Annotated in this window: 14 protein-coding genes; 2 read left to right on the top strand and 12 right to left on the bottom strand. The window is 27.8% G+C overall.

Translation table 11 applies throughout. The annotated features are described in order from the left end of the window. Positions 1-9: 9 nt before the first annotated feature. The 10 genes from K0040_RS15290 to K0040_RS15245 all read right to left on the bottom strand — a co-directional run bounded on the left by K0040_RS15290 (position 10) and on the right by K0040_RS15245 (position 10,868). The gene (locus K0040_RS15290; RefSeq protein WP_228109628.1) at positions 10-1,116 is read right to left on the bottom strand and encodes a TFIIB-type zinc ribbon-containing protein; all 1,107 of its coding nucleotides are present in this window, start codon (positions 1,114-1,116) and stop codon (positions 10-12) included. A gap of 75 nt (positions 1,117-1,191) precedes the next feature. Further along, positions 1,192-1,881, bottom strand: coding sequence for a PspA/IM30 family protein (locus K0040_RS15285; protein ID WP_228109627.1), 690 nt, complete (start codon positions 1,879-1,881; stop codon positions 1,192-1,194). Positions 1,882-2,098: 217 nt separating this feature from the next. Then, positions 2,099-3,775 (bottom strand): formate--tetrahydrofolate ligase, encoded by a 1,677-nt coding sequence (locus tag K0040_RS15280; protein WP_228109626.1) that lies wholly within the window; start codon positions 3,773-3,775, stop codon positions 2,099-2,101. Between the two features lie 289 nt (positions 3,776-4,064). Next, positions 4,065-6,182 (bottom strand): PTS sugar transporter subunit IIABC, encoded by a 2,118-nt coding sequence (locus K0040_RS15275; RefSeq protein ID WP_228109625.1) that lies wholly within the window; start codon positions 6,180-6,182, stop codon positions 4,065-4,067. 258 nt (positions 6,183-6,440) lie between these two features. Beyond that, the gene (locus K0040_RS15270; protein ID WP_228109624.1) at positions 6,441-7,196 is read right to left on the bottom strand and encodes a hypothetical protein; all 756 of its coding nucleotides are present in this window, start codon (positions 7,194-7,196) and stop codon (positions 6,441-6,443) included. A gap of 119 nt (positions 7,197-7,315) precedes the next feature. After that, positions 7,316-9,055, bottom strand: a complete 1,740-nt coding sequence (locus tag K0040_RS15265) for a bifunctional diguanylate cyclase/phosphohydrolase (RefSeq protein WP_228109623.1) — start codon at positions 9,053-9,055, stop codon at positions 7,316-7,318. An 87-nt stretch (positions 9,056-9,142) separates the two neighbouring features. Continuing rightward, positions 9,143-9,250: a cyclic lactone autoinducer peptide gene (locus K0040_RS15260; RefSeq protein WP_228109622.1), complete on the bottom strand. Its 108-nt coding sequence runs from the start codon at positions 9,248-9,250 to the stop codon at positions 9,143-9,145. 58 nt (positions 9,251-9,308) lie between these two features. Continuing rightward, positions 9,309-9,959 (bottom strand): accessory gene regulator ArgB-like protein, encoded by a 651-nt coding sequence (locus K0040_RS15255; RefSeq protein ID WP_228109621.1) that lies wholly within the window; start codon positions 9,957-9,959, stop codon positions 9,309-9,311. Next, the gene (locus tag K0040_RS15250) at positions 9,952-10,434 is read right to left on the bottom strand and encodes a hypothetical protein (RefSeq protein ID WP_228109620.1); all 483 of its coding nucleotides are present in this window, start codon (positions 10,432-10,434) and stop codon (positions 9,952-9,954) included. The genes K0040_RS15255 and K0040_RS15250 overlap by 8 nt, the downstream gene beginning before the upstream one ends. Before the next feature lie 218 nt (positions 10,435-10,652). Continuing rightward, on the bottom strand, positions 10,653-10,868 hold the full coding sequence (locus K0040_RS15245; protein WP_228109619.1) for a small, acid-soluble spore protein, alpha/beta type: 216 nt from the start codon (positions 10,866-10,868) through the stop codon (positions 10,653-10,655). A 155-nt stretch (positions 10,869-11,023) separates the two neighbouring features. Here K0040_RS15245 and K0040_RS15240 point away from each other — a divergent pair, with 155 nt between their 5' ends. Next, positions 11,024-11,395: a hypothetical protein gene (locus K0040_RS15240; protein ID WP_228109618.1), complete on the top strand. Its 372-nt coding sequence runs from the start codon at positions 11,024-11,026 to the stop codon at positions 11,393-11,395. A gap of 80 nt (positions 11,396-11,475) precedes the next feature. On the opposite strand, the gene cls is transcribed toward K0040_RS15240, so the two are convergent. After that, entirely contained in the window at positions 11,476-13,005 is a 1,530-nt protein-coding gene (gene cls / locus K0040_RS15235; RefSeq protein ID WP_228109617.1) for a cardiolipin synthase, read from the bottom strand. Positions 13,006-13,133: 128 nt separating this feature from the next. Beyond that, complete coding sequence (locus tag K0040_RS15230) at positions 13,134-14,297, bottom strand: class I SAM-dependent methyltransferase (protein WP_228109616.1); 1,164 nt, start codon at positions 14,295-14,297, stop codon at positions 13,134-13,136. 182 nt (positions 14,298-14,479) lie between these two features. On the opposite strand from K0040_RS15230, the gene K0040_RS15225 reads away from it, so the two are divergent. Next, a complete protein-coding gene (locus tag K0040_RS15225) occupies positions 14,480-15,454 on the top strand; it encodes a tocopherol cyclase family protein (RefSeq protein ID WP_228109615.1) in 975 nt (324 codons plus the stop codon). Positions 15,455-15,597 lie beyond the last annotated feature (143 nt).

Genomic DNA, 15,597 nt, shown 5'->3' with positions numbered 1-15,597 from the left:
ACTAACCTCCTAAAACATTATTCCTTCCAAAGAAGAAACAGTTTCGTCTTTAACTAATTCACTATACTGAATTTTTTTGTCATTATCATAACTCACATCTTTATCTGACGATGCTAAATAAATTCCAAATAATATACCTAACATTACTATAACTATGGCTGCAATTTTAATAGGGCTTTTTGGATATTCGCCTTTAATTTTCCCAGTTTCTCCATTTATTAAAACATTATATTGTTTATCTTTGTATGTATAAGCAGTTGAATAAACAGGTATAAAAATATGTTTATATGTCTCACCTGAGTAAGAAGTATGAAGCCTCACTGAACGAACCCTATCATAACGTCTTAACACGTCTCTTTCAGCCATATAATGAATATCATTTCTCATTTTATTCATGGCATCACTATGTGCATCCTTTAAATCTATCGTATATATTTCTGAACAATAACCTGACATATAATCTGGTGAATATGATGCCACATCCTTTGTATTATATGACTCAATCCAGCCCAAAAGATTTTCGCTTAATTTATTGGATGCTCTGACTAAGACATCATCAAAAAAATGACTTATATGCCCACTGGTAGGATACCAATTTGTTTCTACTCTTGTATGTTTTTCCCCTTCACTATCTTCATATTCCACTTCATAATTAATTCCACCCATTGCTGTATAGTTAGTACTTGTATCTGCATCAAATGTCCAATAAGGCATATAAATTCCTTGAACCTTATCCTTTTGATATAAAGTTTTCAAAACATTTGGAGCAAGCCATCTTTTTTTAATCCATTGACTGAATATAGATTCTACATGGTACTTATCTATTTTAAAAGGAATTACACCATCAGGAATTATGGACTCAATTTGCTTTTGAGATAAAACATAGTGAGACCCACAATATGGACAAGTAGTTGCTGTACTAGTTGCATCAACTTCTACCCTAGCTCCACACCCTTCACATTCCATACTTGTAGATGTTTTTTCCTCTACTTTTATTGTTTTGATTGCATGAATATCGAGATTATGTTCTATAACATCCTCTGGATTATTTTCTATTTCAACTTCAGTGCCACAGTTAGGACATTTTAAGGCTTGAGCTGTGGCATTAAATTCCATAACTCCTCCACATCCTTCACAATAATAAGACTTACTTATAAAATCACCCCCATAAAACATAATCTTTAAAAAATTTTATAATCCTAATTTATTTTTTAAAGCTTGCAATTCATCATCTACTTCAGAATTACTTTCTTTGTTATCATCATATTTACTCATTAAATCTTCTATACTTTCTTCTTCTTTTGAAGAATTTAATTCAGCCACTGCATTAGCTTCGTCTAACTGTTTATTTATTTTATCTTCCATTTTATCAAAGGCAGATAAATTTCCTTTTGCACCAGTTACACCTGAACCAATTTTATTTAATCTTTCTTGTGTTTTGGCGACTGTTAACTTAGCTTTTAGTTGATCTCTTTTTGCATTTAATTCACCTATATCTTTAACAAGTTTATCATGCATACTTCTCATTTTTGTAACATTATCTGCAGCTATATCATAAGATTGTTGTAAACTTTGTTGATTCTTAGATAATTGAGTTTTCTTTTCTAAGAATAGTTTTGCATCAGATTCATTTCCTGCAATTAAAGCTTTCTCAGCATATTTTTGCATTTTATTTATCTGTTCATTGCATTCATCTAATTCTCTTTTAGCTCTTTTTTCTTCAGCCATTACAGATGCCGTTTCAGCTTTAACTTTACCCAAATCATTTTCTAAATTTCTTAAGTATTGATCAATCATTTTTGATGGATCTTCTGCCTTATCCAATAATGCATTAATATTTGAAGACATTATATCTTTAAACCTTGTTATTATACCTGCCATTTAAAACCCTCCTATTTACAACTCTTTAATATGTAATAATTATTAAAAATTTTAGAGTAATATGACTACTTTTTTAAATAATAGTAATATAAAAAGTATACCATATTACTTATAATTCTTTATAAGTTTAAACAAAAAAGTTGAACTCTATAAGAGTTCAACCTTTAATATTTCATTAAAATTACTTTTTAGGATTTTTGCAATGAATTTGTATAATTTAGAATAATCCAACTATAACACCATTTTCATCAATATCTATTCTTTCAGCTGCCGGCATTTTGGGTAATCCTGGCATTTTCATAATATCTCCTGTTAAAGCTATTATAAATCCAGCCCCAGCACTTATATTAATTTTTCTAACTGTTATTCTAAAATTTTCTGGCCTTCCTAATTTTGAAGGGTCATCTGTTAATGAGTATTGAGTTTTTGCCATGCATATAGGAAGATTAGCAAATCCTAATTTTTCTAAATTAGCAATTTCCTTTTCTGCTTCTTTAGTAAAATTTACACCTTCAGCTCCATATATTTTAGTGGCTATTTCATTTATTTTTTCTTTTATACTTCTTTCTAATGAATAAGCATATTCAAAATTATTCTCCTCTTGGCAAAGTCTTACTACTTCTTTAGCAAGTTCTACTCCACCTTCTCCGCCTTTTGCCCATACTTGTGATAAAACCACATTTACACCTAAATCATTACATCTTTCTTTTACTAAATCTATTTCCTCTTGGCTATCTGTTGGGAATTCATTAATTGCAACAACTGTAGGTAATTTAAATACTTTCGTAATATTTTCCATATGTTTTAATAAATTTGGCAGTCCAGCTTCTAAAGCTTCTAGATTTGTATCATTTAGGTTAGATTTATCAACACCACCATTATATTTTAAAGCCCTTACAGTAACTACAATTACTACTGCATCTGGTTTTATATCTGCCATTCTGCATTTTATATCTAAGAATTTTTCTGCCCCTAAATCTGCTCCAAATCCACCTTCTGTTACAACATAGTCTGCAAAATTCATAGCCATCTTTGTAGCTATTATAGAGTTGCATCCATGAGCAATATTAGCAAATGGTCCTCCGTGAACAAGTGCTGGTGTACCTTCTAAAGTTTGAACTAGATTAGGCTTTAAGGCATCTTTTAATAAAGCCGCCATTGCTCCGTTAGCATTTAATTCTTTAGCTGTTACAGGTAAATTTCCATAAGTATATCCAATAATAATATTACCTAACTTTTCTTTTAGGTCACTAATATTATTAGCTAAACAGAAAGCTGCCATAACCTCCGATGCTACAGTTATATCAAATCCGTCTTCTCTAACTATTCCATCAACCTTTCTGCCCATACCGCAAACTATATTTCTTAATTGTCTATCATTCATATCTACACATCTTCTCCAAGTTATAGTTCTTGGATCAATATTTAATTTATTGCCTTGATGTATATGATTGTCTATCATTGCTGCTAGCAAATTATTTGCTGCTCCTATTGCATGAAAATCTCCTGTGAAGTGTAAGTTTATATCTTCCATTGGGATAACTTGAGCATAACCTCCACCAGCGGCTCCACCTTTTATTCCAAACACAGGCCCTAAAGAAGGTTCTCGTAGTGCAACGATTGATTTTTTGCCAATCTTTTGTAATCCGTCTGCTAAACCTATTGTGGTTGTGGTCTTTCCTTCTCCTGCCGGAGTTGGATTTATTGCTGTAGTTAAAATTAACTTGGCATTTTTATCTTTTTTATGTGTTTTTAATAAATTATAATCAATTTTAGCCTTATATTTCCCATAAAATTCTAGTTCATCTTCATTTAGACCTAATTTTTTACCGATTTCTCTAATATGTAGAGGTTTTGATTCCTGTGCTATTTCTATATCTGATTTAAAAGTCATTACATTTATCCTCCAATATATTACAATTATTTAATTATATTATAAAATAATTTGTAAAAATAGTATATATAAAAAACATATTTTGTGAACATTTTTTACGTTTACTAAATTAAAATACGTCTTTTAGCAAACATTATTCATTTTACAATTTTATTCAATATGATTAATACCCTATTTGTACTTTTTAACACTAAATAATTAAATATGTTTATCCCTTTGCTAATAAATTTTATACTTTCTATTTTGCATATAAAAAAGATGTAGGTATTTAAACCTACATCTTTATAAACTATTTAACTGATATTAATTTATCTTTTTCTTTTACTGAACCTTTAGTTATAGATTCTACATCTTTATAACTATCTGTGTTAGTTACTATTACAGGTGTAACTGTTGGATATCCAGCTTCTTTTATTTTTTCTATATCAAATTCTACTAAAAGATCTCCTGCCTTAACTTTGTCTCCTGCTTTAACATGAGTAGTAAAATGCTGACCATTTAATTTAACAGTATCTAATCCTATGTGTATTAGTACTTCTACACCATTGTCAGAAGTTAATCCCACTGCATGTTTTGTATCAAATACTGTTGAAATCACTCCATCTACTGGTGATACTGCTCTTCCAACAGTTGGCTCTATTGCAACACCTTTGCCTAACATACCTTCAGAGAATACTCCGTCTCCTACTTCCTCTAAAGATATTGCATTACCTTCTATAGGTGCCACAATTATAGAATTATTTTCAATCTTATCTTCTTTTTTTTCTTCCTTAGTATCTACTGTATCCAAATCGGCTGCAACCTCAAGATTAACACCACTTGCTATAAAATCTTCTAAGTTTGATTTTATAACTGTAACTCTTGGTCCATATATAACTTGTATTCCATTACCTTTTATTATAACACCTGCTGCTCCACTTGATTTTAGTAAAGATTCACTTACCTTAGAAGAATCTTTTACAGTAACACGAAGTCTTGTAGCACAACAGTCTAAATCACTTAAATTATCTCGCCCACCTAAACCTTTTAATATCATAGCTGATATATTATCGTCTTGATTTGATGGGTTTCCTGAACTTCCTTCTTTTTTAGCATTTACATCTGCTCTTGTATATAATTTTACTTCTTCTTCATCATCTCTACCAGGAGTTTTAAAGTTAAACTTCTTAATTAAGTAAGTAAATAAGAAATAGTAAACTGCAAAGTATATTAAACCAACCCATACTATATTTAGCCAATGAGTTTTAGCATTTCCTTGTAATATACCAAATAATGTTAAGTCTATTAAACCTCCAGAGAATGTCATACCAACTCCAACATTTAGCATGTGCATTATCATATAAGCTGCTCCTGCAAATACTGAGTGTATTACATATAATATTGGAGCAACAAATAAGAATGTAAATTCAATCGGCTCAGTTATACCTGTTAACATTGCTGTTAATGCAGCTGATAATAACAAACCTCCAACAACTTTACGCTTTTCTGGTTTAGCACATTTATACATTGCAAGTGCTGCACCCGGTAAACCAAATATCATAAGTGGGAATTTACCAGACATAAATCTAGTAGCTTCTACACTAAACTGTACAGTAGATGGGTCTGCTAGTTGTGCAAAGAATATGTTTTGAGCACCTTCTATTAGTTGTCCTCCTACCATTGCAGTACCACCAACAGCAGTTTGCCAGAATGGTAAGTAGAATACATGATGAAGTCCAAATGGTATCAAAGCTCTTTCCATGAATCCATATACCCAAGTTCCTGCATAACCTGAACTTTGTACTATGTTACCAACTGAATAAATAGCATTTTGAACATTTGGCCATATATAGAACATTAATATACCAACAAATAAATAAGTTATTGCAGATATTATTGGAACAAATCTAGTTCCACCAAAGAATGATAATACTTGAGGTAACTCAATTTTGTAGAAACGATTATGTAGGGCTGCTACACCAAGTCCTACTATCATACCACCAAATACACCCATTTGAAGTGAGTTTATACCTAATACACTTGCCGTAGAACCAGCTAGCATGGCTTCTGTTCCACCATTAATGTTTATCATTGCGCCTATAGAAGCATGCATAATTAAGAATGCTATTGCTCCAGATAAAGTAGCTACTTCTTTTTCTTTTTTAGCCATACCTATTGCAACACCCATTGCAAATAATAATGGTAAGTTTGCAAATACGATATCTCCTGCATTACTTAATACTGTTAAGAATGCATTTATAGGTGTACCTGGTCCCATAACACCCATTAATCCATAAGCCTTTAGCATTGTTTCATTAGTGAATGATCCACCAATTCCTAAAAATAAACCTGCTACTGGTAAAATAGCTATTGGTAGCATAAACGATCTACCTACACGTTGTAAAACACCAAATATTTTGTCTTTCATTAATTTCGGCCTCTCCCTTATTTAATATTTAATATTATATAATCGTTTTAACAATCATATATAGTTTACCTTAATTTCTATAATGATACTATCATAGCTTTAATAGCCATGTCAATATTTTAATGCAACCGTTTGCACTATTATTTTTTATATTTATATTTATTTTTTTTTACAACTTCATCGTATATAATTTACCCATTTTATTTAATTTCAAACAAAATAAGTGCCCAAAATGAGCACTTATTTATAATATTATTTTTATTTCGATAATAAATCTAACATATCTTCCAGTTCATCATAGGGCATTTTATTTAAAGACATGCAATTATATAGTAGTGTTCCCACTCCTTGAACCTTTATCTTAGAAGGATTTATTTGAACAATATCCAGAACTAACTTTCCGCTTCCATTTAATATTGACTTTTGTATCATATCCAAAGTATCCTGTAAAATTCCTAATAGTTTATAGTCTCTTATACCTAGCTTTGTATAGTCTTCTCGCTGTAATATTGGAATTTGAATAGTTTGAGATATTACATACATATTAATTAATTTAATTTGACAATAAGTTAATTGTCTAGATAATTTTATTAATCTATTGCACTCATCTATATCCAAATCATTCTTGAACATTATATTTCCAAGTAAATATCCATAATATTTTAACTTACTTTCCTCATGTTCATTTTTAGAAGATATAAGAATTCCGTCCATTGTTTCTTCAGCCAAACTTTGATTATTTAAATTTTCTTCGAAAAATTCTTCCCCTCTAATAAAATTATTATTGTCTAAATTTTCTTTTATCATTTCTAATGAATAATATAGCGTAATTAATACTTTTTTCATTTCTTTAGATGTATGTATATTTTCGTATATATCATTTATAAAACGTTCATATAGTTTATCTATATCAACATTATAATCTTTGTGTGGCAATGCCTTTAATATATTTTTAATGTTATTTATCAATTGTTCATTTGACTCAAATATGTATTTAACTCCTAAATCTCCCATTTTTCTATCCCCTTTAATATAATTTTATAACCTAAGCTTAATTTAATTGTAGCAAAAACATATTAATAAACAATATAAAAAGCTTTCTAAAAATAATTTAATTTTTAGAAAGCTTTTTATTATGCACTTCTATTTACATCGTTCATCAACGGTAAAATATTCCTTAGGCACTCTGGTTCCTTTTTTTTCATCATATCATTCTGAAGCATATCTATAAATTTAGGTACTAATTCTACATCAAAATGAGTTCCCGCGCATTTTTTTAACTCTATAATCGCTTGATTATAGTCTTTTCTTACATTATAAGGCCTTTTCGATGTCATAGCATCAAAACTATCTATTATAGTTAATACCCTAGCCAAATACGGAATCTCATTTCCTTTTATATTATTTGGATAACCGCTTCCGTCATATTTTTCGTGATGATGCTTAATTACAGGCACCACAGCATTAAAGGCTTCTATATTACTGACTAAGTCAGCACCTAGCGTTGGATGTTGTCTTAAAATATTAAATTCACTTTGAGATAGCTTCTCTCTTTTATTTAATAGCTCTTTTGATATTTCTAACTTTCCTATATCATGCAAGTAAGCTGCTAAAAGTAAATCTTTTTTAGACTTTTCGTCCATATTCAAATACATGGCAAATTTTTTAGCATAAATAACTACTCTTTCTGAATGACCATAAGTGTATTTATCCTTTTTATTTATTTTGTTTAATATATTTGCAATAGATTCCAAAGCTTTTTTATCTATACTACTATCAATTTCATCTAGTATATTATAATATCTCTCAACGCGATTTTTATCAAAAGATTTTGCTCTATATAAAGCATTATCTGCAAGTTCAATTAATTGCTTTTTATTTTGGGCAACTTTGGGATAAGTCGATACACCAATTGATACAGTTATATTCTTATTAGGTTGAAGTTCTTGACCTGTAAAATATGTTTGTTGTATATTTTGACGTATTAGTTCACCTAAATTCAATGCAGCTTCTTCTGTTTGATCATACAAAATTATAGCGAACTCTTCTCCTCCATAACGTGCAACAACACCTAAATCATCAACTGTATTTCTTAATATCTCACCTAATCTTGTAAGAAGCCAATCTCCTTTTTGATGTCCATTTATGTCATTATAATTCTTAAAATTATCTATATCCATAAATAATAAAGAAACTGGTTTATCTTCTTTTTGAGAATCAGTTATATATGTATCTAATACATCTTGAAAACTTCTATGATTTAATAAACCTGTAAGCCCATCTTTTACTGCCAATTCTTTTAACTTTAAATTATATTCATTTTCAATATTAATATATAAAGAAAGAATAAAGGATGTTATCAATAAGGAGCTTACTAATATTATATCCCCTTCAAAATGTCTTGTTGTATCCATATAACTAATTAACTGTGTATAATCTACATTTATTAGGTTAAATGCTAGTATTATCAATGATACAGCTACAGTTATAGTAAAACTTATTTCTTTTTTATATTGTATAGAAGATATTAATATAATAATTGTACTGATATATTTAAAAGAGCTATTTGACCCTCCTGTTTTCGACATTAAAATAATAAATAATCCTAATAATATCAAGATTTCTATTACGTTGTAAATTGTAGGCATATTAAAAAAACTTTTTTCTGTATCTCCATACATCATTTTTGAACAAAATATCATAAATGGTGCTATACAACACGCTAAAACAATTACAAGAAGTATATTTTTCATATCTAGCGCTATATTGTAATAACTTATAATATTTAAAGTTGCTAATATAATATATAAAAATTTTAACCCAACTAAAATTTCCAATATTTTCAATCGTCTTTCATAATCAAATTTGTTCATATGTATTCACCTATATATTAAATAATTACCACAAGAATAACATACCAAAAGAACCATAAGAATATTTTCCTATGGTCCTTTAACCTATTACTCTTCTCTTAAAGATTCTGGAACTTCAGGCTCAAAGAATATTGCAAAACAATATGTACTTGTATTTTTTGCAATTTTAGTGAAGAAATTCGCTAATACTCCCATTGTTACATCTCCTTTGTAATAATTTTTATATTAACACATGCTTTGTTAATATCACAATCTAAATTTTAAATTTTAATAAAACCTTATCTATAAATAATATAGATTTACTTCCTATGTTCGTCAACGACAAAGCTTGCATATATAAACCTAGTATCATATATAATACTAAGGAGTTTAAATTATTAATAAAGTAAGTTGAACTTAATAATATATTAGATATAAATAATATTATGCATATAGAATATATAGAAAAAGCATTTTTTCTTAATCTTTTTCTTGTTTCTTCTTTTTTTAATGGTTTATTTTCACAGGGCACTGGACATTTTTTATATAAAATAATAAAAGAATGAGCCAATGCAATTGTGCATACAATATAAACATATTCATGCTTCATATATATCACATTTTTACCTATTAATGTGAATATATATGCTACTATAATTCCTGCTAATACACATCTATTTGGACTTGAACAATGCACTCCTCCAGAGTTTCTCTTCATCAACCCCGCTACTAAAGATATTGTAACTATCTGAAATAACGTATTAGTTAAAATTCCAAACAAAATAGTTAGTATTGCTGCAATGCATATATGCAAAAATGCAAAAACACCATATCTTAGTACTTCAAATTCATCACTTGATTTATCTTTAGATCCGCATAATTTAAAAGCAATCTTGTCAGAAAGATTTTCAGTTATACTATTCATTATGTTTAACTATACTCCCTCCTTGAAGTTTTTTCATGATAAATTCTATTACAAAAGCTAAAAGAACAAGTATCATAAGGGATGGCAATGTATAAAACGCGCCCATTATACTATAGTTGTTTATTAAAGCATTCTCATGAATGTTAAATACTTTGGTCAATAAATTTATATAAATAAATTCACTCAGTATCAAACATAAAAATATTTTGCATAACGCCATTATACAATTAATAAAAGTATCCTTTGACATATCTACTAACACAAATAAAACAAGAGCCATACCTATGATAGTATGTATTCCAAAGCTAATTGGGAGCATTCTAATACATGATTGAATTATTCCTAGTATTAATGTCTTTTTTAGTAAAGTTTTTATTGATATTCGTAAATTTAAAAAATAACAACCTGCTAATAAAACTATAGCGCACTCTGGAAATGTCCTAACTAAAATATATCCTAATGATGTACGTAACATAACTTTCTCCTTTATTTTAACTATTACAACAAAATTGTAACACAAATATAGAAAATTTCTACATTTTTTCCTTTTTTTGTTACATTTTTTTACGTATAATTTTTTATTTATTTTATTTTAATATGTTACTTAGAGCTTTAATTTACTCTATAAAGATCTATATAACTATATATTAGCATATAACCAATAAAAAAGACTGCATCCGCAGTCTTTTTTGTCTATTTATTATAATATTGTTTAATTAATTCCTCTTTTCCCATATTTACTAAAGATTTGCTCATTAACCCTCCTAAATCTCCACCTTTCTTTCCATTAGCATATGAAGTCTTATCTCCTCCTGATATGTTAAGTTCCATATCTAGTTCCTTTGCAATCTCCATTTTCATTTGATTTAAAGCTTCTCTTGCATTTGGATTTACAATTTTATTAGTCATAAAAAACCTCCTATTATGCTTTTCATATTATTTTCTACAATTACTAACTATATTATTTTGTAAGTTTTGGTTAGATAATATTACCATGATTTACATGTATATAAATATTAATTTATAGCAAATCCTATAATTAATAATACAATGGAGGTGCTAATATGAATAATTTACATCTAAGTGATGATGAGTTAGTTGAAAATTTCCAAAGTGCCAGTCCTTGGTTTGTTGGTTTATATATGGAAACATTTCTAAATAATTTAAGTTTTCTATCAAACAGACAAACTAAAAATGAATTTACAGCTGATATACATAGATATGATCCCATATTAATTGATGAAAACATATTAGATATTTATATTAGGGTTGAATCATTATTAAATATAATTAAAGGAAATAGAGTTCTTGATGCATTAAAAATGGTTCTTGATTATGACACTAATACAATATATGACATTTATGCCCGAGAAGAAGCAATTTACTTATTAGCTTTAATAAAAAAGGGTAAAATTACTTTACCAAGTTATAATTAGATCAAAATTAACGCTGTTAATAATAAATTTTATATTTATTATTAACAGCGTTTTATCAGTTGTGCTCTAGTTTAAATATTTTACATAAGTGGCGCAAACACTCTAAGTATCGCTTGCCATAAGGCATACCTTCTTCCAGCTCTTATATCTTCTTCAGTAAATTCTCTACTTTTCGAAATTGTATCTAAAGCGTCTTCTTTAATATCATTTAAGCATTTACATTTATATAAATACACACCACACTCAAAATGTAAATATAGACTTCTATAGTCCATATTTATTGTACCTACTGTTGCAATTTCATCATCACAAACAAATACTTTAGCATGAATAAATCCTGGTGTATATTCATAAATCTTTACACCAGCTCTTATTAATTGAGGATAATAAGATCTAGTAAGTTTAAACACAGTCTTCTTATCTGGTATTCCTGGTGTTACTATTTTTACATCTACTCCCTTTTTAGCTGCTAAACAAAGAGCTGTCATCATTTCATTATCAATAATTAAATATGGTGTAAAAATATATACATAGTTTTTTGCACTATTTATAATATTTAGGTATACATTTTCTCCTACAATCTCTTCATCTAAAGGTGAGTCTCCATACGGCTGTACAAATCCATCACTTATTGTAGTTTCAAGCTGGTGTACTTCTGGCTTATAAATAGAAAAGTCTTCGTCTGTTTGTCTAGTAGAGTTCCACATTTCTAAAAACATCATAGTTAAGTTCCATACACCTTGTCCTTTTAACATAACACCTGTATCTTTCCAATGTCCAAATCTAACTTTTTCATTAATATACTCATCAGCTAAATTTATACCACCTGTAAATCCTGTATGTCCATCTATTACTGTAATTTTACGATGGTCCCTGTTATTCATAACAAGAGATAATAAAGGCTTAAAAGGATTAAAAGCAATACATTTTATTCCTTTTTTCTCTAAAACTTTATCATATCCATAAGGAAGAAGAGATATGCAACCCATATCGTCATACATAAGTCTTACATCTAACCCTTCTTTAGCTTTTTGTTCTAGTATTTCCAAAATACCATCCCACATCTTACCTTCTTCTATAATAAAATATTCCATAAATATATATCTTTTTGCTTTTTTTAATTCCTTAATTAAATCTTCGTAATTGTCTTCCCCCAGACTATAATATTTAACTTCAGTGTTTTTATTCATAGGATAACCTGCTGAGTTGTTTATATAGTTCATATGACCATATACTGTTTTATTATCTTTTTTGACTTCTTCTGATATGTCTTTATTTTGTTTTAAGTATTTACTTGTCTTTTCCTGAATTTTCTCTAGACGATATCTCATTTCCTTAGAAGGCTTTTTATTACCTAGTATAAGGTATAATATCCCTCCTGCTATATTAAAAATTAATATTGGTATAATCCAAGCTAATTTATAGGCTGGATTATCACTTTTATTTATGATCCATAGTACTACTAAAGCACTTATGGCAGTACACATAATAGATGCTATTGCTGAGAAATTACTGAATTTTATTAATAAAAATAGAAATATGCCAAATTGAATAGCAATCATAACCCCAATGATTACCATTCTGCTAAATAATAACCTCAATATTTTCATGAATTTTCTCCCTTCAAAATTATATATAATAAAACATAATTTTTTAAATTATAACATAAGTAAATTTTTAATAAAACTGTTTATTACATTTATAAAACTCAAGAACAATAGTCCTTGAGTTTTTATATCTAAATTAAGTTATCTTCTTTTAGTAAATTGTACAAAGTTGGATTAAAACTAAATTCTTTCATTAATGTTTGTACTTGTTGTAAGGATTTTTCTTTTTTATCTTTTGATAAATTACATTTTGATGCTCTTATTAAAATATTTTTAGGGGAATGTGATATATCAATAAATTCTAGTAATTGAGCTTTATATCCTACACACTCTAATAAATTCCCCCTCACTGAATCTGTCATAAGAGCCGCTACTCTTTCTTGTATAATCCCATACTTATTTAAAATATCTAAGTTTTCTGCCTTCATTTGATGATTAAATTCATGTTGACAACAAGGCACAGAAAATATCATTTTTGCATTCCACTTAATTGCGTTGTATAATGCATAGTCGGTTGCTGTATCACATGCATGAAGTGTAATAACCATATCTACCTTATTATTATATTTAAATCCATTTATATCTCCAAGCTCAAAATGTAAATTGTCAAACTTGTATTTTTTTGCTATTTCATTACATTTTTTTATTACATCTTCTTTTAAATCCAATCCTATTATTTTTACATTTATCTTTTTAATTTCTACGAAATAATAATAAAGGACAAAAGTTAAATATGATTTTCCACAACCAAAGTCTAATATTGTTAACTCTTCATAATTGTTTTTCTTAATTTCATCATCTATTATTTCAATAAATCTATTTATTTGTTTATACTTATCATATTTTGAATTTACAACTTTACCCTCTTTAGTGAAAACCCCTAAGTCAATAAGTGGTTGAATAAGCATCCCTTCTTTAAGGATATAGTTTTTTTCTTTGTTATGCCCTTTATTAGCTACATTTTCATTATTATTTTTCTTTTTACCTAAAAATACTTTACCTTTTTTAGATATTTTTACATCATAAGTTGTATTATTTGACCAAGCATTTAATTGTTTGAAGTCTTCCTTCATATATTCTAGCATTTTATCACTTAAATCTTTCATCTCTATATTTTCATGAAATACTTGCTTGTCTGTAAATTTTTCTATTTGGTAATATTCTTTGTTATTTTTTTCTTTTAACTGAAAAGCTATTTTATTATATTTTATCTCTTTATTCTTTTTATTACTTATAACTACTTTTATTATATTATCATTACATATTTCATTTATTATTTTAATTGTATCTTCCATTCATATCACCTATTTTTTCATTTTCTTTATTGTACTACTTATTATACCATTAAGTATTATTGTATAATTAAATTTTTTATATACTTATAAGACTTTTTCTGTAAATATTAAAGATATTTGTTGTTTTTGTTATATTTTTTCTTATTTTTCATATTAATAATGATATAAGCAGGAGGTATATTATGAAAGAAACTTTTAATCCCCATTTATATCATGGAAAACACAAAAGAAAAAACTTCTTCGAAGGATGGTATTTTAAAATAGTTGACAAAAAAAACAATTATAAACTTGCCATCATTCCTGGTATTTCTTACGGTAATAACGAAGATGAACATCACTCTTTTATACAAATTTTAAATGGAAAAGAATCTACTTTTAATTATTTATCTTACGATGTAAATGATTTTAGATATAATAATAAAAGATTTAGGATATGTATTAATTCTAATATTTTTTCTTTAGAAAACATAAATCTCTCTATAAATTCTAATGATTTAAATATTCATGGTAATCTAATATTAAAAAATTTAGTAAAATGGCCTGGTAGTATTATTAATCCTGGTAGTATGGGGTTTTATAATCATTTGAAATTCATGGAATGCTACTCACATGTGTGTGCTTTGAATGGATCTATTATTGGAGAGTTAAATATTAATGGTATAGATGTGAATTTTACATCAGGAAAAGTATATATTGAAAAAAATTGGGGCAAAAGCTTTCCAAAATCTTGGTTATGGATTCAAAGTAACTCTTTTAAAAGTAGAAAGGCTTCTATAACTTGTTCATTAGGAACTATACCTTTTCCCATAAAGGATTTCACCGGCTTTATTATAGGCCTCACTTTGGAAAATGAGTTCTATAGTTTCACTACAATTAATCACAGTAAAATTAATATACAAAATCTTGGCGATGATATTGCTTTAACAGTAACTAAAAAAAACCTTAAATTAACAATTAAAACTTATACAAATCCAAAAGATTTTTTAGTATTAAAGGCACCTAATCAAGGTTCCATGACATCTACTGTAAAGGAAACTATAAATGGCCAAGTATATATACTTCTAGAAGATACTAAAATAAACAAAAAAATATTTGAAGATACAGGTCTTAGTACCGGGGTAGAATATGGTGGGAATTTTTCTTCACTTTTTAAATAAAAAAAGTGAGTGTGTGAAAAAACTCTGTAAATAACAAAATTCAACAGCTTTCTATGATAATATTTAATTATTATAGGAGGCTGTTTTATTATGGGAAAAAGAAAACAAAAGCTTAGCGAAGGAAAAGGAAATATCATAGCAAA

This window comes from Terrisporobacter petrolearius (genome assembly GCF_020748185.1).
Taxonomy (GTDB): domain Bacteria; phylum Bacillota; class Clostridia; order Peptostreptococcales; family Peptostreptococcaceae; genus Terrisporobacter; species Terrisporobacter petrolearius.
Note: the sequence above shows the minus strand (reverse complement) of the source record. Positions and strands in the feature narration are given on the sequence as shown.

Excerpts from the sequence above, each read along its gene's own strand:
- K0040_RS15280 (WP_228109626.1), bottom strand. The coding sequence starts at position 3,775 with ATGACTTTTAAATCAGATATAGAAATAGCACAGGAATCAAAACCTCTA.
- K0040_RS15230 (WP_228109616.1), bottom strand. The coding sequence starts at position 14,297 with ATGGAAGATACAATTAAAATAATAAATGAAATATGTAATGATAATATA.
- K0040_RS15265 (WP_228109623.1), bottom strand. The coding sequence starts at position 9,055 with ATGAACAAATTTGATTATGAAAGACGATTGAAAATATTGGAAATTTTA.
- K0040_RS15285 (WP_228109627.1), bottom strand. The coding sequence starts at position 1,881 with ATGGCAGGTATAATAACAAGGTTTAAAGATATAATGTCTTCAAATATT.
- K0040_RS15240 (WP_228109618.1), top strand. The coding sequence starts at position 11,024 with ATGAATAATTTACATCTAAGTGATGATGAGTTAGTTGAAAATTTCCAA.
- K0040_RS15245 (WP_228109619.1), bottom strand. The coding sequence starts at position 10,868 with ATGACTAATAAAATTGTAAATCCAAATGCAAGAGAAGCTTTAAATCAA.
- K0040_RS15250 (WP_228109620.1), bottom strand. The coding sequence starts at position 10,434 with ATGTTACGTACATCATTAGGATATATTTTAGTTAGGACATTTCCAGAG.
- K0040_RS15255 (WP_228109621.1), bottom strand. The coding sequence starts at position 9,959 with ATGAATAGTATAACTGAAAATCTTTCTGACAAGATTGCTTTTAAATTA.
- K0040_RS15225 (WP_228109615.1), top strand. The coding sequence starts at position 14,480 with ATGAAAGAAACTTTTAATCCCCATTTATATCATGGAAAACACAAAAGA.
- cls (WP_228109617.1), bottom strand. The coding sequence starts at position 13,005 with ATGAAAATATTGAGGTTATTATTTAGCAGAATGGTAATCATTGGGGTT.
- K0040_RS15260 (WP_228109622.1), bottom strand. The coding sequence starts at position 9,250 with ATGGGAGTATTAGCGAATTTCTTCACTAAAATTGCAAAAAATACAAGT.
- K0040_RS15270 (WP_228109624.1), bottom strand. The coding sequence starts at position 7,196 with ATGGGAGATTTAGGAGTTAAATACATATTTGAGTCAAATGAACAATTG.
- K0040_RS15275 (WP_228109625.1), bottom strand. The coding sequence starts at position 6,182 with ATGAAAGACAAAATATTTGGTGTTTTACAACGTGTAGGTAGATCGTTT.
- K0040_RS15290 (WP_228109628.1), bottom strand. The coding sequence starts at position 1,116 with ATGGAATTTAATGCCACAGCTCAAGCCTTAAAATGTCCTAACTGTGGC.